We start from the raw sequence: 20291 nt of genomic DNA on the forward strand, positions 1-20291 counted from the left end.
AAGTGACAGGAGGTCATTCAACGACTGGCCCCGACGCGCGGTGGTCGGACAAGCGCCCGTCGCGCCGCAAAGTTGTGCAAAGCGTCCAACTGATCGAAGGCGGGTGAGGCCTGCCGCAGCGCCTCAGTCGCCTTCACCACCCAGCGGCTTCAACTGCCGGCCCGCCGGCAGAGCGCGCAGGTATTTGAAGGTGCCCGTCGCATGGGCGCAGAGCTTGTCACCCGCACCGAATACCGAGCCCTCGCAGAAAGCCATGGTCGTCGAGCGATGCAGCAGCTTGCCCACCGCGCGCAGTTCGCCCTCGCCGGGGCGCATGAAGCTGGTCTTCATCTCCACCGTGACGACGCCCGGACCGAGGTCCGGCAGGTGCCGGTTCACGCTGCGGGCGGCATGCGCCATCGCCACGTCCAGCAGCGTCATCACCACGCCGCCGTGGGCGACGCGCCAGGAGTTCAAGTGCTGCTCGCTGATCGTCAGCCGCAACTCGGCCTCGCCGTCGCCGACCGAGTGCAGCGTGAAGCCGAGTTGCTGGACGAAGGGGATGTGGACCGGGAACTCCATCGACCGATCATCCCCCGTGGATGGCCGACACGCCGCCGTCGACCGCCAGGATCTGGCCGGTAATGTGCTTGCCGGCCCTGGACGCAAACAGCAGGGCCGCGCCCTTCAAATCGTCGTCATCGCCGATGCGGTTCAGCGGCGCGTGGGAAGCGAGTTGCTCTTCACCGATGGTCGCCATCAGGCCCTTGGTCATCTTGCTCGGGAAGAAGCCCGGCGCCAGCGCGTTGACGGTGATGCCGTACTGGCCCCACTCGCCGGCCAGCGCGCGCGTGAAGTTCACGGCCGCGCCCTTGCTGGTGTTGTAGGCAATGGTCTTCATGACGGCCGAGTTGCCGCCCAGGCCGGCGATGGAGGCCACGTTGATGATGCGGCCCGACTTGCGCGGGATCATGCTGGCCTTGGCCACCGCTTGCGCAAAGACGAAAAGGCTGCGGATGTTGAGGTCCATGACCTTGTCCCAGGCCTCGATGGGGTGTTCCTCGGCGGGTGCACCCCAGCTCGCGCCGGCGTTGTTGACGAGGATGTCGATCTGGCCGAGTCGCTCCATCGTCTCCCTGACGACGCGCTGTGCGTCCTCAGGCTTGGACGCATCGGCTGCGATCCAGCGGGTGTCGATACCGCGCGCCTGCAGGTGGGCCGCGGCCTCCTCCAGGTCGGCCGCCTTGCGCGAGGTCAGCATGATCTTGGCGCCAGCTTCACCGAGCGCTTCGGCGATCTGCAGGCCCAGGCCGCGCGAGCCGCCGGTGACGAGGGCCACCTGGCCGCTCAGGTCGAAGAGGTCTTGGACTTTGGTGCTCATGGTGTCTCCAGCTTCTCAAAAGTATTCGGATTTCATTTCGCGGCACAACGGCTCACGTCGCGCCACGACGTCCAGCCAGGCGCCGATCTTGGGCAGCTCATAGGCGAAGAAATAGCGAGCCGCGGCGCGCTTGCCGTGGGCGAAGTCGCTGTCACCGCTGACGCTCAGCACCACGTCCAGCCACAGCCACGCCAGCACCGTGTGGCCGAAGGCCTGCATATACGGCGTCGCATTGGCCAGCGCCTCTTCGGGCTCACCCGTGCTCCAGGCCTTCTTGGTCGCGCCGCCCACTTGTGCCAACGCTGCGGCCAGCTGGTTGGCCTGCGGCGCCCAGTCGGTCTGCATCGCGCGCTCGATGGTCTGCTGCACTCGCGCGGCCAAAGCAGCGAGAGACGCCCCGCCCTGCTGCACCACCTTGCGACCCAGCAGGTCCAGCGCCTGGATGCCATGCGTCCCCTCGTGGATCATGTTCAGGCGCTGATCGCGCCAGTACTGCTCGACGGGGAAATCACGCGTGTAGCCGTAGCCGCCCAGCACCTGGATGGCCAGGGAGTTGGACTCCAGGCACCACTCGCTCGGCCAGCTCTTGGCGATGGGGATGAGCACATCCAGCAGGGCCTGCGCCTCGGCCTTGGCGTCGCCGGTATTCAGCTCATCGACGAGACGGGCACAGTACAGCTCCAGCGCCAGGCCGCCCTCGACATAGCTCTTCTGCGCCAGCAGCATGCGGCGCACATCGGCGTGTTCGATGATGGGCCGCTGCGGGCTGGCCGCGTCCTTGCCCGTCGCGGTCATCGGCCTGCCCTGGGGACGCTGCTTGGCGTATTCCAGGCTGGCCTCGTAGCCGGCATAGCCCAGCATGACGGCACCGAGACCCACGCCAATGCGCATCTCGTTCATCATGAAGAACATGCAGCGCAGGCCTTCGCCGGGCTTGCCGACGAGATAGCCCACGGCACCCGCTTTGCCTTCCGGCTGGAAGCGGCCTTCGCCGAAGTTCAGCAGGCAGTTGGTCGTGCCGCGGTGGCCGAGCTTGTGGTTCAACCCGGCCAGCGCGATGTCATTGCGCTCGCCGGTCAGCTGGCCGTTCTCGCCGACCATTTGCTTGGGCACGATGAAGAGCGAGATGCCCTTGGTGCCCGGAATGAGCTTGCCGTCCGGCCCCGGGATCTTGGCCAGCACCAGGTGGACGATGTTCTCGCGCAGCTCATGCTCGCCGCCCGAGATCCACATCTTGTTGCCGCGCAGGCGGTAGCGCGGGCCGAGGGCGTCGTTCTCGTCCTCCAGCTCGGCGCGCGTGACCACATCGGACAGCGACGAGCCCGCCTGCGGCTCCGACAGGCACATGGTGCCGAACCACTGGCCAGCCAGCAGCGTCTTGGCGAACACCTCGCGCTGGCGCTCGCTGCCGTGTTCCATCAGCAGGTTGGCATTGCAGGTCGTCAGCACGCCGTAGGAGCCAGCGTGGACGTTGGCCATGCTGACGAAGGCATTGGCGGCCGTCTCGACGAGGCAGGGCAGCTGCATGCCGCCCAGCTCGTAGTCATGCGCCGCAGCCATCATGCCGGAGTCGACCAGGGCATTGACCGCCTCCAGCGTCGCCGCGGGCAGGTGCACGCGCTCGCCACCTTCATCCACAACCACGCGCGGCTCCTCCGTGTCCATCAGCCTGTAGCTCGGCGCGAACTTCTCGCGGGCGATGCGCTCGCAGGTGTCGAGCACGGCGCTGAAGGTCTCGCGCGAATGGTCGGCAAAGCGCTCGCGCGCGGTGAGGTCGCCAGCACGCAGCCAGTCGAACAGAAGGAACTCCAGGGTGTCGCGCATGGCTGCTATCCCGTTGTGGTGACGGCCGTGGGCTCAATGCCCAGGTCGGCCATGATCAGTCGCCCGCTACGCGGACGATGGTGCCCTGCGCCAGCGCGCAGAGCTTCTCGGCGCCGCCCTTGACGGCAAAGATCTCGCAGCGACAGACCGCCTGGTTCTTGCTGACCGCGTCGGCGCTGGCGCGGGCGATCAGGCGTTCGCCAACGGCCGGACGCACATAGTTCACCTTGAACTCGCTCGTCACGACCTCGACCTGCATGGCCGTGCCGCCGGCATAGGTCAGCGCGTTGTCGGCCAGATAGCTGACGACGCCACCATGCGCAAAACCATGCTGCTGCAGATGCTCGGGCTTGAGCACCAACTGCAGCTCGACCTTGCCCGGGGACAGCGCCGCCAGTTCCGTGCCGAGCAGGCGGCTGAAGGCTTGCTTGGCCAGGATCTCGCGGCCCATCTGCAGGAAGACCTCCGGCGAGACGGCCATGGTCTTCAGAGCACTTCGAAGATGCCAGCCGCGCCCATGCCGCCGCCAATGCACATCGTCACGCAGACGCGCTTGGCACCGCGGCGCTTGCCTTCGATCAGCGCATGGCCGGTCAGGCGCTGGCCCGACACGCCGTAGGGGTGGCCCACCGCAATCGCGCCGCCGTTGACGTTCAGGCGGTCCATCGGGATGCCCAGCGTGTCGGCGCAGTACAGCACCTGCACGGCGAAGGCTTCGTTCAGTTCCCACAGGTCGATGTCGGCAACCGTCAGGCCGAGCTTCTTCAGCACCTTCGGGACGGCGAAGACGGGGCCGATGCCCATCTCGTCGGGCTCGCAACCGGCCACGGCAAAGCCGAGGAAACGGCCGATGGGCTTGAGGTTGTGCGTGGACGCGTATTGCTCGCTGACCAGCGCGCAGGCGCCGGCACCGTCGCTGAACTGGCTGGCGTTGCCGGCCGAGATCAGACCGCCGGGCATGGCGGAGCGCAGGTCCTTGATGGCGTCATAAGTGGTGCCTTCGCGCAGGCCCTCATCGGCGCTGATGGTGACTTCCTTGCTCATCAGGCCCATGACCTTGTCGGCCATGCCCATGGTCGTCGTGACTGAGATCAGTTCGTCGGCGAACTTACCGGCGGCCTGGGCGGCGCAGGCCTTTTGCTGGCTGCCGGCGCCGTACTGGTCCATGCGCTCACGCGAGATGTTGTAGCGCTTGGCCACGTTCTCGGCGGTCTGCAGCATGTTCCAGTAGATCTCGGGCTTGAGCTTCATCAGCGCCGGGTCGACCAGCATGTGCTTGTTGGCCTCTTGCTGCACGCAGGAAATGCTCTCGACGCCGCCGGCGATGTAGACATCGCCCTCGCCGGCAATGATGCGCTGCGCGGCCATCGCAATGGTCTGCAGGCCGCTGGAACAGAAGCGGTTGATGGTGACGCCGCTCACCGTGATCGGCAGGCCGGCCTTCAGCGCGATCTGGCGCGCGATGTTGGAGCCGGTGGCGCCTTCGGGCGTGGCACAGCCCATCAGCACGTCTTCGATGGCACCGCCATCGATGCCGGCGCGCTCGACGGCTGCCTTGACGGCGTGGCCACCCAGCGTCGCGCCATGGGTCATGTTGAACGCGCCCTTCCAGCTCTTGGCGAGCGGCGTGCGGGCGGTGGAGACGATCAGTGCGTTGCTCATGTCTTGTTCCTTGTCAGTCGCGCGCTGCGATCAAGTGAAGCTCTTGCCTTCCGCCACGAGGCGGGCCAGCAGCGGGGCGGGCGTCCAGAACGCACCGTCATCCATCGGGTTCTTGGCAAAGCGCTTCATTGCCTGCATGACGTTGAAGAGGCCGAGGGTGTCGGCGTAGCACATCGGGCCACCGCGGAAGATCGGAAAGCCGTAGCCGGTCAGGTAGACCATGTCCACGTCCGACGCGCGCTGGGCAATGCCCTCTTCCAGCAGATGCGCGGCCTCGTTGACGAGGGCGAACACCAGGCGGTGCACGATCTCCTCGTCGCTGATGTCGCGCTTCTTGGCGCCGATGGCTTCGCGGTGCTTGGCGAGCATCTCGTCGACGACCGGTGACGGGATCGCGTCGCGCTTGCCAGGCAGGTAGTCGTACCAGCCAGCACCGGTCTTCTGGCCGAAGCGGCCCAGCTCGCACAGGCGGTCGGCGCTCGCCGAGTACTTCATGTTGGCGCGCTCTACAGCGCGGCGCTTGCGGATCGCCCAGCCGATGTCATTGCCCGCCAGGTCACCCATGCGGAACGGGCCCATCGCGAAGCCGAACTTCTCGACCGCCTTGTCGACCTGCTGCGGCGTGCAGCCTTCATCGAGCAGGAAGCCGGCCTGGCGGCTGTACTGCTCGATCATGCGGTTGCCGATGAAGCCGTCGCAGACGCCCGACACGACAGCCGTCTTCTTGATCTTCTTGCCAATGGCCATGACCGTCGCCAGCACATCCTTGGCGGTTTCCTTGCCGCGCACCACTTCCAGCAGCTTCATCACGTTGGCTGGGCTGAAGAAGTGCATGCCCACCACGTCCTGCGGGCGCTTGGTGAACGAGGCGATCTTGTCGACGTCCAGCGTCGAGGTATTGGACGCGAGGATGGCGCCGGGCTTGGCGACTTCGTCCAGCTGCTTGAAGACGGCCTCCTTGACGCCGATCTCCTCGAACACCGCCTCGATGATGAGGTCGGCGTCGCCCAGGTCGGCGTAGCTCAGCGTCGTGCTCAAGAGCGCCATGCGCTGGGCGTATTTGTCTTCCTTCAGCTTGCCCTTCTTGACCTGCGATTCGTAGTTCTTCTTGATCGTCGCGACGCCGCGGTCCAGGGCTTCCTGCTTGGTCTCCAGGATGGTGACCGGGATGCCCGCATTCAGGAAGTTCATCGAGATGCCGCCACCCATGGTGCCGGCGCCGATGACGCCCACCTTGGCGATGGTGCGCAGCGGCGTGTCTTCGGGCACGTCGGAGATCTTGCTGGCCACGCGCTCGGCGAAGAACAGGTGGCGCAGCGCCTTGGACTCGGGCGTCAGCATCAATGCCATGAAACCCTCGCGCTCGGCGCGCATGCCGTCGTCGAACTTCATGTTGACGGCACTGGCCACGGTCTCCAGGCAGCGCAATGGTGCCGGGAAGTTCTTGCTCATGCCGCCCACCATGTTGCGGGCGAACTGGAAGTAGGCCTCGGCGTTGGGGTGGCGGGCTTTCAGGTCGCGCACCTTGGGCAGCGGGCGCTTCTCGGAGACTTCTTCAGCGAACTTGACGGCGGCATCGACCACGTCGGCGTCGACGATCTTGTCGAACAGCTTCTGGCCCGGGACCATGGCCAGCATCTGCGCCTCGACCGGCTCGCCGCTGACGATCATGTTCAGCGCGGGCTCCACGCCCAGCGCGCGCGGCAGGCGCTGCGTGCCGCCGGCGCCAGGCAGCAGGCCCAGCTTCACTTCGGGCAGCGCGACCTTGGTGCCGGTCTGCGCGACGCGGTAGTGGCAGCCCAGGGACAACTCCAGGCCACCGCCCATGCAGACGCTGTGGATGGCCGCGACGACCGGCTTGCTGCAGTTCTCGACGACAGCGATCAGGCTCAGCAGGTTCGGCTCGGCCAAGGCCTTGGGGCTGCCAAACTCCTTGATGTCGGCACCGCCCGAGAAGGCCTTGCCGGCGCCGGTGATGACCAGGCTGGTGATGGCCGGATCGGCTTCGGCGCGCTCCACACCGGCCGCAACGGCGGCGCGGGTGGCAAAACCCAGGCCATTGACCGGCGGGTTGTCGAGCGTGATCACGGCGACGCTGCCGCGAACTTCGTAATGGGCTGTCATGGGCACGACCTCAGTTGGCGGGCCCACCGCGCCTTGCGCAGCCGGCCCAGAATAGAACGACCGTTCGATTCTAGGCAGCGCCCGCCGCGCAGTCTTGTCCCGGCAGTGACAAGGCCGTGAAGGGCTCAGTACTGGGACTTGGGCAGGACCACGGTGTCCTTGAACGCCTTGGCCGCCTCCGGCTCCGCTGGCGGCTGCAGCTTGGCCTCGGCATAGCGGCGCATGGCCTCGGCGGCATCCAGGGGGGCAACAGGTGCAGGAGCCTGGCGCGGCGCGGGCCGCACTGCCAGGCGCAGCTCATGGCAATCGCGCTGCAGCTGCTCCACCTGCTTGCGTGCCTGGGTGAGCTGCTGGGCGCCAAGTTGGCGGGACTGCTCCACGTGCATCACCCGCTCATGCTCGCGCTTGATTCGTTTGGCTGCCCAGGCGTAGACGGCACCTCCCGCCACCAAACCGCCCACAGCAAAGCTGCCCACCAGCTGCAACAGTTGACCGTTGTCCATTTTTTCTCTCCCCTGACACCGTTGTCCGTTGGCACTGTATCGGTCTGACGGCGCAACGCCTGTCTTGCCAGGGTTTGTCACGAGTCGCCACCGCTCCGTCTCGCCCTTGGACGCCCAGCGCCCCCCGGCTAGAGTGCGGGCCATGCTGATTCCGGTCGTCTACCCACCCCGCGATCCCGCGCCGCCGCCGCAGTTTTCCCCGCCGCCGCCGCCAAAGTCGGAGGAGCCCGCGCCTCCTCCACCGCCCGAGCCGCCTTCCACGGCATCCACGACCGAGGGCGATGTGCCCTGGATGCTCTATCTGCTGCGCGTGCTGGGCCTGTGCGCCTTTCCCGTCGTCATCGTCATCGCCGGCGTCGCCGTGCTGCTCGGCCTGGAACAGGCCCGCGAAACGCTGCTGTCGCTGGAAGTGGGCAGCGCACAGACCGCCCTCCTCGTCTTCGCCTTCGGCTTGTGGCTGCTGCTGGCCTGGTATGTGAGCCGCCTGCTGCTGGACCGCCGCTTCAAGCCCGACACGCTGGGCGAGTGCATGAACCCGCGCTTTGGCGACGGCCTGCGTCGCTGGCTGCCGCGCGGGCTCATCCTCGGCGGCGGCCTGCCCATCGCGATCTTCTTCCTGGTGCAGACGCGCGAGCGCCTCATCGGCGTCGCGCTGCTGGCCGTCACGGCGGGACTGGCCCTTTTTGTCTGGAAGCGGCGCGCCTGGCTGCTCAAGCTCGGCACGGGCTCGTGGCTGGCGCGTTGCCTCGCCCTGGATGGCCGGCGCGAGGCCATCGCGCTGCTGGAGCGTGAGGACCGCATGAGCACGCCGTCGCGCGTGCTCGTCGCGCTGGTGCTGCTGCTGCAATGGGGCGTGTTCGCCGCCCTCGTGGCCTGGCCCGAGGCCACGGCGCGCGCCATCGGCTCACCGGCCCTGGTGCTGCTGGCCATGGGCAGCTGGATCGTCTTTGGCGGCATCCTGCTGACCTATGCACCCAAGGCGTTGATACGCATGCCGCTGACGCCGTTGCCGCTGCTGCTCTTCGTGGCATTTGCCCCGCTGAACGACAACCACCGTGTGGCCGACCCTGAGCGCAGCGCTCGCAATGCCATCGCCGCCCGCCAACCGGCCGACGCCTGGGTGCAAACCTGGCTGCGCACCGTGGGCGCGGACGGCAAGCGGCCGCTCGTGATCGTCGCCGTGGCCGGCGGCGCCTCGCGCGCGGCGTATTGGGGCAGCGCATCGCTGGCGCGCCTGCAGGATCTCGGTGAACAACAGGGCGTCAACTTCGCCGACTCGGTCTTCGCCATCAGCGGCACGTCGGGCGGGGCCCTGGGCGCGGCCAGCTTCGTCGCCGCCGTGGACGCGCGCCGCCAGGCGGTCGATGCTGCCAACTGCACGCCCTGGAAGCTGGTGCGCGACTTCACTGGCCGCGACCATCTCTCCACGCCGGTCGGCGACATGCTCTACCCCGACCTGGTGCAGCGCTTCCTGCCCCTGGCCGTCGCCGGCGCGGACCGATCTCTCGGCCTGGAGAAGGTCTGGACGCATGACTGGCCCAGGAGCCTGGCCCAGCAATGTCCGCTGCGCCCGACCGCCCATCCCAACCCCTGGGGCGAGGCGATGACGGCCTTGCACGGCCGCGCCACCGACGCCGAATGGCTGCCGCTGCTGGCCATGAACGCCACAGCCCTGTCGCGCGGCCAGCGGGTCTACCAGTCCGACTTCCTGCTGGCCGGTGGCGACGGCATCGACCTGCTCGACCCCTCGCTCGGCCTGGAGGTCGAGCGCATGACGCTGGCTCAGGCCGTGCACAACAGCGCCCGCTTCCCCTACATCAGCCCTGCCGCAGCCGTCATCTTCAAGGAGGCGCACAGGGATGAGGAGAACGGCGATGTCGGCCGCGTCTGGGACCGTCTGGGCGATGGCGGCTACGTGGAAGCCAGCGCGACACTGCTGCTCTCCGACTTGCTGCGCGACCTCGAAGCCAGCGGGCGGCTCAAGGCCTGCAAGCCCGAGGACAACTGTGCCGCCCAAGGCGTCCTGGACCGCTCGCGGCTGCGCCTGCTGCTGCTGGTCAACAGCGCCTCGCAGGTCGACGACTGGCTGTGCCGCGACGCACCCACGGCTGCCGATGCGCAGCCGCTGGACGGGCGCCGCTACCGCGCCACGCACATGGGCCTGAACGAGGTGGTCGCGCCGGCGCAGGGCATCCTGAACAGCAACGACGCCCGCGCGCGGGACTCGGCAGTCGAGCTCATCAAGCGCATCGGCGGCTGCGGCCAGGTGGCGGAGCTGCGCATGCCTGCACTGCCAGGCCAGCGCCAGCCGTCGATGAACTGGATGCTGAACTCGGCCTCGCGCGAGCTGATCGACTCGGCACTGCTGGAGAAGCTCAATGCCACCGACCCGGCCGTCGGCGCGGCGCAGGCCCAGCTGGTGGCCCATCTGCGCCAGGCCAAGGGCTGGATGCTGCAGATGAAATAGGGCCGTCACAATGCGGCCCCCATGCCCAGCTTTCTCCTGCACCTTTGCACCGCGCCGCAGCGCCGCGCGCTGTGGCGCGCCTTGCTCGCCGTCCTGCTCATCGTCATCACCTGCCTGGCCCTGAGCCCGGCACCGCCCAAGACCATCACCACCGGCTGGGACAAGTCCAACCATGCCCTCGCCTTTGCCGCGCTGGCCTTCAGCAGTGTCTGGGCCATGTGGCCCGTCTCGCAGCGGCCGCGGCAATGGGTCTGGCTGGTGATCGCGCTGGTCGGCTACGGCATTGGCATCGAGATCGCGCAGAGCTTTCTGCCACCGCGCGAGGCCGATTGGCATGACGTGGTGGCCGACAGCGTCGGCATCGCCCTGGGTCTGCTGGCGGCCTGGCCCATCACAGCCAGCGCAGCACGCCGACGGTGACGGCGGGCACGAACAGCAGCAGCAGCAACCTCAGCACGTCGCTGGCCAGGAAGGGCATGACGCCCTTGTAGGTCTCGTTCATCGGCACGTCGCGCGCCATGCCGTTGACGACATAGACGTTCAGCCCCACCGGCGGCGCCAGCATGCCGATGCCCACCGTCATCAGCACCAGGATGCCGAACCAGATCGCCTTGGGCTCGGGCGCAAGGCCGAACAGGTCCAGGCCCATGATGGTCGGGAAGATGACGGGAATGGTCAGCAGCAGCATCGACAACTCGTCCATCACGCAGCCCAGCACCACGTAAAAGGCCAGCACGCCGGCGACGATGGCCAGCGGCGGCACGGGCAGCCCGCCCACCCACTGCGCCAGATGCGCGGGCATCTGCGTCAGCGCCAAGGCCGAATTCATCATGTCGGCGCCGAGGAAGATCATGAAGACCATGGCCGTCGTCTCGGCAGTGCCCAGCAGCGCGCGCTTGAGTCCATCGCCGCGCAGCTCGCCCGACAGCAGGCCGCTGGTCAGCGTCGCCAGCGCGCCGATGGAGGCACCCTCGGTCGGGCTGAACAGGCCACCGTAGATGCCGCCAAAGACGACGACAAAGATGGCCAGCAGCGGCCATACGCCCAGCAGAGCGTGCCAGCGCTCGCTCCAGCTGTGGCGCGGTCCCGGCACGGCCAGATGGGGCCGCAGCCGGCAGGTGATGGCGATGACCGCGAGATAGCCGGCGGTTGCGATCAGGCCGGGGATGAAGGCGGCGGCGAACAGCTTGGCGATGTTCTGCTCGGTCAGGATGGCGTAGACGATCAACGGCACCGACGGCGGGATCAGAATGCCCAGCGTGCCACCCGTCGCCAGCACGGCAGTGGACAGGCGCCCGTGATAGCCCGCGGCCTTCATCTCGCCGTAGGCCACCTGGGTGATGGTGGCGCAGGTGGCCACCGACGAGCCGCAGACCGAGCCGAAAGCGGCCGACGCCAGGATGGCCGCAAAGGCCAGGCCGCCGCGCCAGTGGCCGACCCAGGCAGATGCGGCACGGAACAGCGCCCTGGACAGCCCCCCCTGCGTGGCGAACTGGCCCATCAGCAGGAAGAGCGGAATGACCGACAGCTCGTAGACGGTGAGGCGTGCGACGGCCGAGCCCTTGATCAGGTTCAGCAGCGCCGCGTCGTTGCTGAGCCAGGCATAGCCAAGGGCGCCGGGGATGAACATGGCCGCGGCGATAGGCACGCGCAGCGCCATGAGCGCGAGCATCAGGCCGAAGATGACCAGGCCGGCGGTCACTTCTTGACCGCCTGCGCGACAGCAATGACGGCCGTCAGCGCAAGGCCCGGCGCCAGGATGGCGTAGGCCCACCACATCGGCAGGCCCAGGATCATGGTCTGCTCACCGGCCTCGTCCACCGCCGCCGCGCCCATGCCGGTGCGCCAGGCCAGCAACCCCAGCATGACGGCCAGCAGCAGCGCGCCGAAGCGGTCCAGCGCGCCATTGACGCGCTCGGGTGCAGCCTGGGTAAAGAAGTCCACGATGATGTTGCCGCGCCGCAGCTGGCACCAGGGCAGGCACAGCGCGATCGCCAGCGCGATGCCGATCTGGCTCAGTTCCACATCACCACGCACGGGGCTGGCGAACAGGTTGCGGCCGATGACGCTCCACAGCGTCATGCCGGCGACGAGCAGCGCGCAGACGCCGCCCAGCAGCGCAAATACTGCCGCCAGCTTCCCAAGCCATTTCACTTCTTGTACTTGGCCAGCAGCGCCTGCGCTTCGCTCAGCATCTGCTTGCCGGGCAGGCCACGCTTGTCCATGTCGGCGGCCCAATCGTCGTAGAGCGGATGGCTGGCCTTGATCCAGTTGTCCACCTCGGCAGCCGGCACCGTGTAGAAGACATTGCCGCGGTCCACCGCCGGCTTTCGGCCAGGCGCCTGGCTGGCATCCCAGGTGCGGCCGGCGGCCTGTGACAGGGCGGCGCCGGAGTTCCTGTCGATGACGGCCTTCAGGTCGGCCGGCAGGCTGTCGTATTTGGCCGGGTTCATCGCCAGGATGAAGACCGCGCTGTACAGCGCCGGCCGGCTCGGGTCGGTCTCGGTGTGGTACTTGACCATCTCGTGCAGCTTGACCGAGGGGATGACCTCCCAGGGCAGCGCAAAGCCGTCGATGGTGCCCTTGCTGACCGCATCGGCCACGGCCGGCAGCGGCATGCCGACCGGTGAGGCACCCAGGCTGCTGAGCAGCTTGTTGGTCTGGCGCGTCGGCGCGCGCAACTTCAGGCCCTTGAAGTCGGCCAGCGTCTTGATCTGGCGCTCGCGGGTGTGCAGATAGCCCTCGTCGTGCGTCGCGAACATCAGCGGCTTGACCGCGGCAAACTCCTTGACGGCGTACTTGCCATAGAAGTCCCAGGCTGCGCGCGACGCCGCCTCGGCGGAATTCGTCATGAAGGGCAGCTCGAACACCTCCATGATGGGAAAGCGCCCGGCCGTGTAGCCCGGTAGCGTGAAGGCGATGTCAACGACACCGTCCTTGACCTGGTCGATCAACTGGGCCGGCGTGCCGCCGAGCTGCATGGCCGGGTAGACCTGGCATTTCAGGCGGTTGCCGGAGTCCGCCGCGATCCTGTCGCACCAGGGCGCCAGGATCTGTGTCGGCGGCATGGCGCCGGGCGGCCAGAAGTGATGCACCTTGAGCGTGATCGGCTCGTTGGCCTGCACCGCGGTCGCGGCCAGCAGGGCGGCGATGAAGGCGATTGCTTTCATGCCCGGTCTCCTTGTTGTATGGCGGCGATCCTAGGGGAATTGGCTCTGCTGACATCCCCGCACCCACCCTAGGGGGGGTGTCCTACAGCCAAAGACCCTGCACTGACATACCGTTGGCAGTAGTTTGCGATACGGTGCCACCCATGTTGACCGAGCTGCTCCGCGCCACCCGAGCCCATTCGCTCGCCCTTGCCGCGCCCCTGTCGGACGAGGACGCCCAGCTGCAGTCCATGGCCGACGCCAGCCCTACCAAATGGCATCTGGCCCACACGACCTGGTTCTTCGAGACCCTGGTGCTGTTGCCACATCTGCCGGACTACTGCGTCTTCGACGAGCGCTGGCCGCGCCTCTTCAATTCCTATTACGAGAGCCTGGGCCCGCGTCATGCGCGCCCGCAACGCGGCCTGCTGAGCCGGCCCAGCCTGGACGAGGTCAAGGCCTACCGCCGCCATGTGGACGCCGCCCTGGCCGACCTGCTGCCACATGCTGGCGACGATGCCCGCCGGCTGATCGAACTGGGCTGCCACCACGAGCAGCAGCACCAGGAGCTGCTGCTGACCGACATCCTGCACGCCTTTTCCTGCAACCCACTGCTGCCGGCCTACGACGTGTCAACACCGCTCAAGGCCGTCGCCCCCGATCAGGCCTGGCTGAAGCACGCTGGCGGCATCGTCGACATCGGCCATGGCGGCAGCGGCTTTGCCTTCGACAACGAAGGCCCGCGCCACCAGGCCCTGCTCGCGCCTTTCGAGATCAGCAACCGCCTCGTCACCTGCGGTGAGTACGAAGACTTCATCGACGCGGGCGGCTACCGCGAGCCGCTGCTGTGGCTGTCCGATGGCTGGGCCGCGGTACAGGCGCAAGGCTGGCAGCGGCCGGCCTACTGGCTGGAGGACGGCAGTGTGTTCGGCCTGCATGGCGTGCAACCGCTGGATGCCGACGCGCCTGTCATGCAGCTCAGCTTTTACGAGGCCTGCGCCTTTGCCGAATGGGCCGGCGCGCGGCTGCCGACCGAGTTCGAGTGGGAGGCGGCATGCGGATTGCCGGGCTTCGCGCTGGCCGCCGATCAGGCCTGGCAGTGGACTCGCTCCAGCTACGCGCCCTACCCCGGCTTCAAACCCGCGGCGGGCGCGGTTGGTGAATACAACGGCAAGTTCATGGTGGGGCAGCAGGTATTGAGAGGCGGCAGCCTCGCGACCCCGCTGGGCCACGCACGACCGAGTTACCGCAATTTTTTCCCGCCGGCCGCACGCTGGCAGTTCAGTGGAGTGAGGCTCGCAAGATGAAACCAGGAATTGAATGGCGCCAGCCCCGCGCTTCGGCCGACAACGAGCAGTTCGCGGCCGACCTGCACGCGGCGCTGAGCCGCGCGCCCAAGGCGATCTCGCCCAAGTACTTCTACGACGAGACCGGCTCCAAGTTGTTCGAGCAGATCTGCGACCTGCCCGAGTACTACCCGACGCGCACCGAACTGTCATTGCTGCAGACGCATGCGGACGACATGGCCGCGCAGATGGGCGGCCAGGTGCAGCTCGTCGAATACGGTGCCGGCGCTCTGCGCAAGGTGCGCCTGCTGCTGGACGCCATCCCGCGCGACAGCGTGCAGTTCGTGCCGGTGGACATCTCGGGCCCGCACCTGCTGGCGGCCTGTGACGGCCTCGCGGGCGACTACCCGGGCCTGGCCATCCAGCCGCTGGTGGCTGACTTCACGCGCCCGCACACGCTGCCGCCCTGCCCCGAGGGCAGCCGCCGTGTCGGCTTCTTCCCTGGCTCCAGCATTGGCAACTTCACGCCGAGCGAGGCGGACGCCTTCCTGCGTCTGGCCGCGGGCGAACTGGCCGGCGGTGGCCTGCTGATCGGCATCGATCTCGTGAAGGACCACGGCACGTTGCATGCGGCCTACAACGATGCGGCCGGCGTGACAGCAGCCTTCAACATGAACCTGCTGCACCGCGCCCGGCAGGAACTGGGCGCCGAGTTCCCACCGGACGGCTTCGAGCACCTAGCCTTCTACAACCCGGCCTACCGACGCATCGAGATGCATCTGCGTGCGACGCGGCCGCTGGAGCTGAGCTTGGGTGGGGAGGTCTACACCTTCCACGAGGGCGAAACGCTGCACACGGAGCATTCACACAAATACACGGTTTCGGGCTTCCAGTCCCTGGCCGAGCGCGCGGGTTTCAAGCCAGGCAAGGTGTGGACGGACGCGAACGGGTGGTTTGCGGTGCTGTGGCTGGAGGCAGAGAGCAGCAAATAGGCCAGCGCTATGCGCGCCTCCCACCAAAACCCGGGCGCTTGCTGTCGTGCTTGACGACGATGATCCTGACCTCGTCCGCGATCACGCGATAGACAACGGTGTATGGAAAGACGCTCATGGCGAAACCGCGTCGGCCATTTGAGCGTGGCGAGCCGATGTCGGGATGCTCAAGGAGCAGGGCAGCAAGCCGTTTGAACTCTGCAACAAAACGGGCTGCCACGATGGGCGAGCCCTCACGCTCGTAGAAGGCGGCGGCTTCGTGGACGTCTTGCTCTGCGGCCGGATGCAGTGTGACCTTCATCCGGGAAAGCGGGCTTCCAGTCTGGCGACGGCCACATCGACGGGCACGGCGTTGGCGGTGCCGACTTCAAGCTCTTGCTCGCGTTCGTCGGCCAGCTTGTCCCAAGCAGCCTCAACGCCAGCGTCCACGTCCAGGCTGGCGATCAATCGATCCAGCAACTTCGCGCGATCGGCTGGCGATAGTCGCAGTACTTCTGCTTGAAGGGTTTCGAGAGCGGTCGTCATGAGCATCCCCTGGGGCCCGAAGCTTGGGCAGTTTGGGTAGCTTGCCACAACTCCGTTCGGGCACTGCGAACCCGAACGATGCATGATGCGGTCGGCGATGCGGTTCACTGCGTTCACCCCTACTGGAGCCCGGCGATATAGCGTTCTGCCGCGTCAGAACACGGAATCGATTGGCAGCGATCTCAGATCGCCAACCTCTCCCGCACCCCATCCGCCGCCATGTCCTTGCCCCGCCCACGCATGACGATCTCGCCGCGCTGCATCAGCAAATACTGGTCGGCCAGCTCTTCGGCGAAGTCGTAGAACTGCTCGACGAGCACGACCGACAGGCCCTTGTCGTGGGCCAAGTGCTTGATGACGCGGCCGATGTCCTGGATGACGTTGGGCTGGATGCCTTCGGTCGGTTCGTCCAGCAGCAACACCTTGGGGCCGGGCGCGAGCGCGCGGGCGATGGCGAGCTGCTGTTGCTGGCCGCCGGACAGGTCGCCGCCGCGGCGTGAGCGCATCTTGTCGAGCACGGGGAACAGCTCGAACAGCTCCTTGGGCAGTGGCGTGCCGGCGGGCTGGCTGGAGAGGCCCATCTGCAGGTTCTCCATGACCGTCAATCGCCCGAAGATCTCGCGGCCCTGCGGCACGTAGCCGAGGCCTGCGCGAACGCGCTGGTGCGTCTTCAGCTTGTTGATTGCCTCGCCGTCCAGCGTGATGCTGCCGGACGTGACAGGCACGACCCCCATCAGGCTCTTCAGCAGCGTCGTCTTGCCGACACCGTTGCGACCCAGCACGACCGTGATTTCACCGGGCTTCAGGTCGAAGCTCAGGCCGCGCAGGATGTGAGAGCCGCCGTAGTGCTTGTGCAGATCCTGCACTTTCAAGATGTCATCTGCCAAGGTACACCTCGATCACCTTCTCGTCCGACTGCACGGCGGCCATGGTGCCTTCGGCCAAGGTCTTGCCTTCATGTAAAACCGTGACCGTGCGATGCGCGCCGGCCAGCGTGCCGACGAAGTTCATGTCGTGCTCGACGACGACGAGCGAATGCTTGCCCTCCAGACTCAGGAACAGCTCGGCGGTGCGCTCGGTCTCCTCGTCAGTCATGCCGGCGACGGGCTCGTCGAGCAGCAGCAGCTTGGGGTCTTGCGCTAGCAGCATGCCGATCTCCAGCCACTGCTTCTGACCGTGGCTCAGCAGGCCGGCGACGCGTTCACGCTCGTCGGCGAGATGAACCGTCTTCAACAGCTCATCCAGGCGATCACGCTGTTCGCCATTCAGCTTGGCGCGCATTGCAAAGCGCGCGCGGCGATCACCGGCGAGAGCCAGCTCCAGGTTCTCAGCCACGGTCAGCGCCTCGAACACCGTCGGCTTCTGGAACTTGCGGCCGATGCCGGCGCGGGCAATCTGCTGCTCGCTCATCAAGCGCAGGTTCAGGTTGCTGCCGAAGAAGATGCGCCCGCTGTCGGGCCGCGTCTTGCCGGTGAGGCAATCCATGGTGGTCGTCTTGCCGGCACCGTTGGGGCCGATGACGCAGCGCAGTTCGCCCACGCCCACCGTGAACGACAAGCCGCCCAGCGCCTGGAAGCCATCGAAGGCGACCTTAAGGTCTTCGACGTAGAGCGCAACACCTTGGTTGAAAACCGGCTCGCCAGACGTGGCGAAGCGGGTAATGGCACGGGAGCGTGCCTCAGCGCCCGCCTCAAGAAGTTCTGGTGTCATTTCTTGAACCTCTTCGCCAGCCCCATCAAGCCTTGCGGCAGGAACAGCGTCACCGCGATGAAGAGCCCGCCGAGGATATAGAGCCAGCCCTCCGGCCACCAGGCCGTGAAGACCGATTTCGTCCCATTGACGAAGAAGGCACCGAGCACCGGTCCGATCAGCGTGCCGCGCCCGCCGACCGCTGCCCAGATGGCCATCTCGATACTGGCCGCCGGGCTCATCTCGCCGGGGTTGATGATGCCGACCTGGGGCACGTAGAGGATGCCGGCCAGCGCGCACATGACGGCCGAGATCACGTAGGCGCTGAGCTTGAAGGCGACGGGGTCATAGCCGAGGAAGCGCACGCGACCCTCGGCGTCGCGGATGGCTTGCAGGATGCGGCCCCAGCGGCTTTTTGTCAGTGCCCGGGCGATCAGGTAGCAAGTAATCAGCGCCAGGCCGCTGGCGATGCACAGACCGACTTTCATGCCCGGCGTGTTCAGCGGCATGCCGGCGATGCGCTTGAAATCGGTGAAGCCGTTGTTGCCGCCAAAGCCCGTCTCATTGCGGAAGAAGAGCAGCATGGCCGCCACCGTCAGCGCCTGCGTGATGATGGAAAAGTACACACCCTGGATGCGCGAGCGGAAGGCGAAGTAGCCGAACACCGCCGCCAGCAGGCCGGGCACGGCCAACGCCAGGAAGATCTGCCCCGCCAGCGAATCGCTGAGCGCCCAGTGCCAGGGCAGTTCCTTCCAGTTCAGGAAGACCATGAAGTCCGGCAGGTCCGACTGGTACTGGCCTTCACGGCCGATCTGGCGCATCAGGTACATGCCCATGCCATAGCCACCCAGGGCAAAGAAGAGCCCATGGCCCAGCGACAGGATGCCGCCGAAACCCCAGATGAGGTCCAAGGCCAGGGCACAAATGGCAAAGCAAAGAAACTTGCCGAGCAGGCCCACGTAGAACTCGCTCAAGTGCAGCGCGTGGCCGGGCGGGAAAGCGAGGTGCAGCAAGGGCACGAACAGCAGCACGAGGGCCACCGCGATGAGCAACGTCTTCTTCATTCGACCGACCTGCCCTTCAACGCGAACAGGCCTTGTGGCTTTTTCTGGATGACGAGCACCAGCAACATGAGCAGCGCGATCTTGGCGAGCACAGCGCCCTGCCAACCCTCCAGCAGCTTGGACAGCACCCCAAGGCCCAGGCCCGCGTAGACGGTGCCGGCAAGCTGGCCCACGCCGCCGAGCACGACGACCATGAAGGCGTCGACGATGTAGCTCTGGCCGAGGTCAGGGCCGACATTGCCGATCTGGCTCAGTGCGCAGCCGGCCAGGCCCGCGATGCCGGAGCCGAGCGCGAAGGCCATGGTGTCGACCTTGGCGGTGTTGACGCCCACGCAGGCCGCCATGCGGCGGTTCTGCGTGACGCCACGCACCATCAGGCCCAAACGCGTCTTGGCCAGCAGCAAAGCCATGCCGACCAGCACCAGCGCTGCAAATCCAAGAATGGCCAGACGGTTGTAGGGCAGCGTCAGGTTGGGCAGCAGCGCCCAGCCGCCGGACAGCCAGGTGGGGTTCTCGACTGCCACGTTCTGCGCGCCGAACAGCGTGCGTACGGCCTGCATCAGCACGAGTGAAATGCCCCAGGTCGCCAGCAGCGTCTCCAGCGGCCGGCCGTAGAGCCAGCGGATGACGGTGCGTTCCATCGCTGCGCCGACCAGGGCCGCGACGATGAAGCTGGCGGGCAGCGCCAGCCACAGGTAGTAATCGAAGGCGGCGGGCAGCCAGGCGCGAAAGCCCTGCTGCACGCAATAGGTGGCGTAGGCGCCCACCATCAGCAGCTCGCCGTGCGCCATGTTGATGACGCCCATCAGGCCGTAGGTGATGGCCAGGCCGAGCGCCACCAGCAGCAGCACCGAGCCCAGGCTCAAGCCCGAGAACAGCAGCTGCGCGCGCTCGCCCCAGGCCAGGCGGTCGCCGATGGCGTCGATGGCGTTCTTCATCGCGGCCTTGGTGGAGGCATCGGTCTCGCTGCCGATGCGATCCAGCAGCAGGGCCCGCGTCGTCGGGTCGGCGCTGCCGGCCAGCTCGACGGCAGCGGCACGGCGCTGTGCGGCGTCCGTTGACGACAGCTTGGCGCCTGCCACCAGCGCACTCAACTGGCCGCGCAGGTCCGCATCGGTCTCGGCCGCCAGCGCACGCTCGTACAGCGGCAGCTTGGCGGCGCTGGCGTCCTCACGCAGCGTCGCCAGCGCCTTGGCGCGCGTGTCGCGATCCTTGGACAGCAGGGCCAGCCCGGCCAGGGCCGAGTCGATCTCGCGGCGCAGGCGGTTGTTCAGCATGGGTTCGTCGCCCTCTGGCGGCGCGGCGCCCTCGGCGGCCACGACCGCCTTGCCCTCGCGCAGCCGCACGCGGCCGTCGAGCAGGGCATGCAGATAGTCCGCCAGCGCCGGGTCAGCCTGGGCCACGGCCTCGTTCAGGGCGGCGACACGTTCGTCACCCTCACCCGCAGCGATGCGGGTGAGCAGCTCGGGTGGCAACGCAGCCCAGGCTTGAAGGCCACACAGCGCCAGCAGCCAACCGAAAAGAAGTCGCTTGATCATGAAGGCCCAGCCGAGTCAAAACCAGCGCGGTGCGACAGCACGCGCGCCTCTCCAGTGGGCGCCGCCCAACCCGGCCTGGCCGGTCGGACGGCGCGCCGCAGCTTTGCT

General features: G+C 67.1%; 20 protein-coding genes. 4 read left to right on the plus strand and 16 right to left on the minus strand.

The genetic code is table 11. The features are described 5' to 3' along the window. Nucleotides 1–123: 123 nt before the first annotated feature. From ASC91_RS24985 to ASC91_RS25015, 7 genes are all read right to left on the minus strand, one after another. A complete protein-coding gene (locus ASC91_RS24985) occupies nt 124–561 on the minus strand; it encodes a PaaI family thioesterase (RefSeq protein ID WP_056203730.1) in 438 nt (145 codons plus the stop codon). A 7-nt stretch (nt 562–568) separates the two neighbouring features. Next, the gene (locus ASC91_RS24990) at nt 569–1360 is read right to left on the minus strand and encodes an SDR family oxidoreductase (RefSeq protein ID WP_056203733.1); all 792 of its coding nucleotides are present in this window, start codon (nt 1358–1360) and stop codon (nt 569–571) included. 15 nt (nt 1361–1375) lie between these two features. Further along, on the minus strand, nt 1376–3184 hold the full coding sequence (locus ASC91_RS24995) for an acyl-CoA dehydrogenase (protein ID WP_056203736.1): 1809 nt from the start codon (nt 3182–3184) through the stop codon (nt 1376–1378). Nucleotides 3185–3239: 55 nt separating this feature from the next. Continuing rightward, complete coding sequence (locus tag ASC91_RS25000; RefSeq protein WP_056203739.1) at nt 3240–3665, minus strand: PaaI family thioesterase; 426 nt, start codon at nt 3663–3665, stop codon at nt 3240–3242. Between the two features lie 5 nt (nt 3666–3670). Continuing rightward, nucleotides 3671–4846, minus strand: a complete 1176-nt coding sequence (locus ASC91_RS25005; protein ID WP_056203742.1) for an acetyl-CoA C-acyltransferase — start codon at nt 4844–4846, stop codon at nt 3671–3673. 30 nt (nt 4847–4876) lie between these two features. Next, nucleotides 4877–6970 carry a 3-hydroxyacyl-CoA dehydrogenase NAD-binding domain-containing protein gene (locus ASC91_RS25010; RefSeq protein WP_056203745.1) on the minus strand — a complete coding sequence of 698 codons (2094 nt, stop codon included), beginning with the start codon at nt 6968–6970 and terminating at the stop codon, nt 4877–4879. Nucleotides 6971–7095: 125 nt separating this feature from the next. Next, nucleotides 7096–7473: a hypothetical protein gene (locus ASC91_RS25015; protein WP_157282083.1), complete on the minus strand. Its 378-nt coding sequence runs from the start codon at nt 7471–7473 to the stop codon at nt 7096–7098. A 142-nt stretch (nt 7474–7615) separates the two neighbouring features. On the opposite strand from ASC91_RS25015, the gene ASC91_RS25020 reads away from it, so the two are divergent. After that, entirely contained in the window at nt 7616–9940 is a 2325-nt protein-coding gene (locus tag ASC91_RS25020; protein WP_157282086.1) for a hypothetical protein, read from the plus strand. Between the two features lie 21 nt (nt 9941–9961). Next, the gene (locus ASC91_RS25025) at nt 9962–10360 is read left to right on the plus strand and encodes a VanZ family protein (protein WP_056203756.1); all 399 of its coding nucleotides are present in this window, start codon (nt 9962–9964) and stop codon (nt 10358–10360) included. On the opposite strand, the gene ASC91_RS25030 is transcribed toward ASC91_RS25025, so the two are convergent. Genes ASC91_RS25030 through ASC91_RS25040 form a run of 3 tightly spaced genes read right to left on the minus strand, consistent with a single transcriptional unit; the run spans nt 10332 to nt 13110 of the window. After that, nucleotides 10332–11612 carry a TRAP transporter large permease gene (locus tag ASC91_RS25030; protein WP_056204472.1) on the minus strand — a complete coding sequence of 427 codons (1281 nt, stop codon included), beginning with the start codon at nt 11610–11612 and terminating at the stop codon, nt 10332–10334. The two genes, ASC91_RS25025 and ASC91_RS25030, sit on opposite strands and share 29 nt — an antisense overlap. A 26-nt stretch (nt 11613–11638) precedes the next feature. Beyond that, a complete protein-coding gene (locus tag ASC91_RS25035; RefSeq protein ID WP_056203759.1) occupies nt 11639–12094 on the minus strand; it encodes a TRAP transporter small permease in 456 nt (151 codons plus the stop codon). Further along, on the minus strand, nt 12091–13110 hold the full coding sequence (locus tag ASC91_RS25040; RefSeq protein WP_056203762.1) for a TRAP transporter substrate-binding protein: 1020 nt from the start codon (nt 13108–13110) through the stop codon (nt 12091–12093). Before ASC91_RS25040 ends, ASC91_RS25035 begins: the two co-directional genes overlap by 4 nt. A gap of 143 nt (nt 13111–13253) precedes the next feature. Between ASC91_RS25040 and egtB the strand changes: the two genes are divergently transcribed. Together egtB and egtD are read left to right on the plus strand one after the other, a co-directional pair. Further along, the gene (gene egtB / locus ASC91_RS25045; protein ID WP_056203765.1) at nt 13254–14396 is read left to right on the plus strand and encodes an ergothioneine biosynthesis protein EgtB; all 1143 of its coding nucleotides are present in this window, start codon (nt 13254–13256) and stop codon (nt 14394–14396) included. Further along, entirely contained in the window at nt 14393–15367 is a 975-nt protein-coding gene (gene egtD, locus ASC91_RS25050; protein WP_200955339.1) for an L-histidine N(alpha)-methyltransferase, read from the plus strand. The genes egtB and egtD overlap by 4 nt, the downstream gene beginning before the upstream one ends. A 7-nt stretch (nt 15368–15374) precedes the next feature. Here egtD and ASC91_RS25055 read toward each other — a convergent pair whose 3' ends face one another. The 6 genes from ASC91_RS25055 to urtB form a co-directional block, all read right to left on the minus strand. After that, complete coding sequence (locus ASC91_RS25055; protein ID WP_056203768.1) at nt 15375–15668, minus strand: type II toxin-antitoxin system RelE/ParE family toxin; 294 nt, start codon at nt 15666–15668, stop codon at nt 15375–15377. Then, complete coding sequence (locus tag ASC91_RS25060; RefSeq protein ID WP_056204477.1) at nt 15665–15892, minus strand: addiction module protein; 228 nt, start codon at nt 15890–15892, stop codon at nt 15665–15667. Before ASC91_RS25060 ends, ASC91_RS25055 begins: the two co-directional genes overlap by 4 nt. 182 nt (nt 15893–16074) lie before the next feature. Then, complete coding sequence (gene urtE, locus ASC91_RS25065) at nt 16075–16767, minus strand: urea ABC transporter ATP-binding subunit UrtE (RefSeq protein ID WP_056204481.1); 693 nt, start codon at nt 16765–16767, stop codon at nt 16075–16077. Between the two features lies 1 nt (nt 16768). Next, the gene (urtD, locus tag ASC91_RS25070; protein ID WP_056203771.1) at nt 16769–17602 is read right to left on the minus strand and encodes an urea ABC transporter ATP-binding protein UrtD; all 834 of its coding nucleotides are present in this window, start codon (nt 17600–17602) and stop codon (nt 16769–16771) included. After that, complete coding sequence (gene urtC, locus ASC91_RS25075) at nt 17599–18645, minus strand: urea ABC transporter permease subunit UrtC (protein ID WP_056203775.1); 1047 nt, start codon at nt 18643–18645, stop codon at nt 17599–17601. The genes urtD and urtC overlap by 4 nt, the downstream gene beginning before the upstream one ends. Continuing rightward, on the minus strand, nt 18642–20183 hold the full coding sequence (urtB, locus tag ASC91_RS25080; RefSeq protein ID WP_056203778.1) for an urea ABC transporter permease subunit UrtB: 1542 nt from the start codon (nt 20181–20183) through the stop codon (nt 18642–18644). Before urtB ends, urtC begins: the two co-directional genes overlap by 4 nt. Nucleotides 20184–20291 lie beyond the last annotated feature (108 nt).

The organism is Pelomonas sp. Root1237 (assembly GCF_001425055.1).
GTDB lineage: Bacteria > Pseudomonadota > Gammaproteobacteria > Burkholderiales > Burkholderiaceae_C > Pelomonas.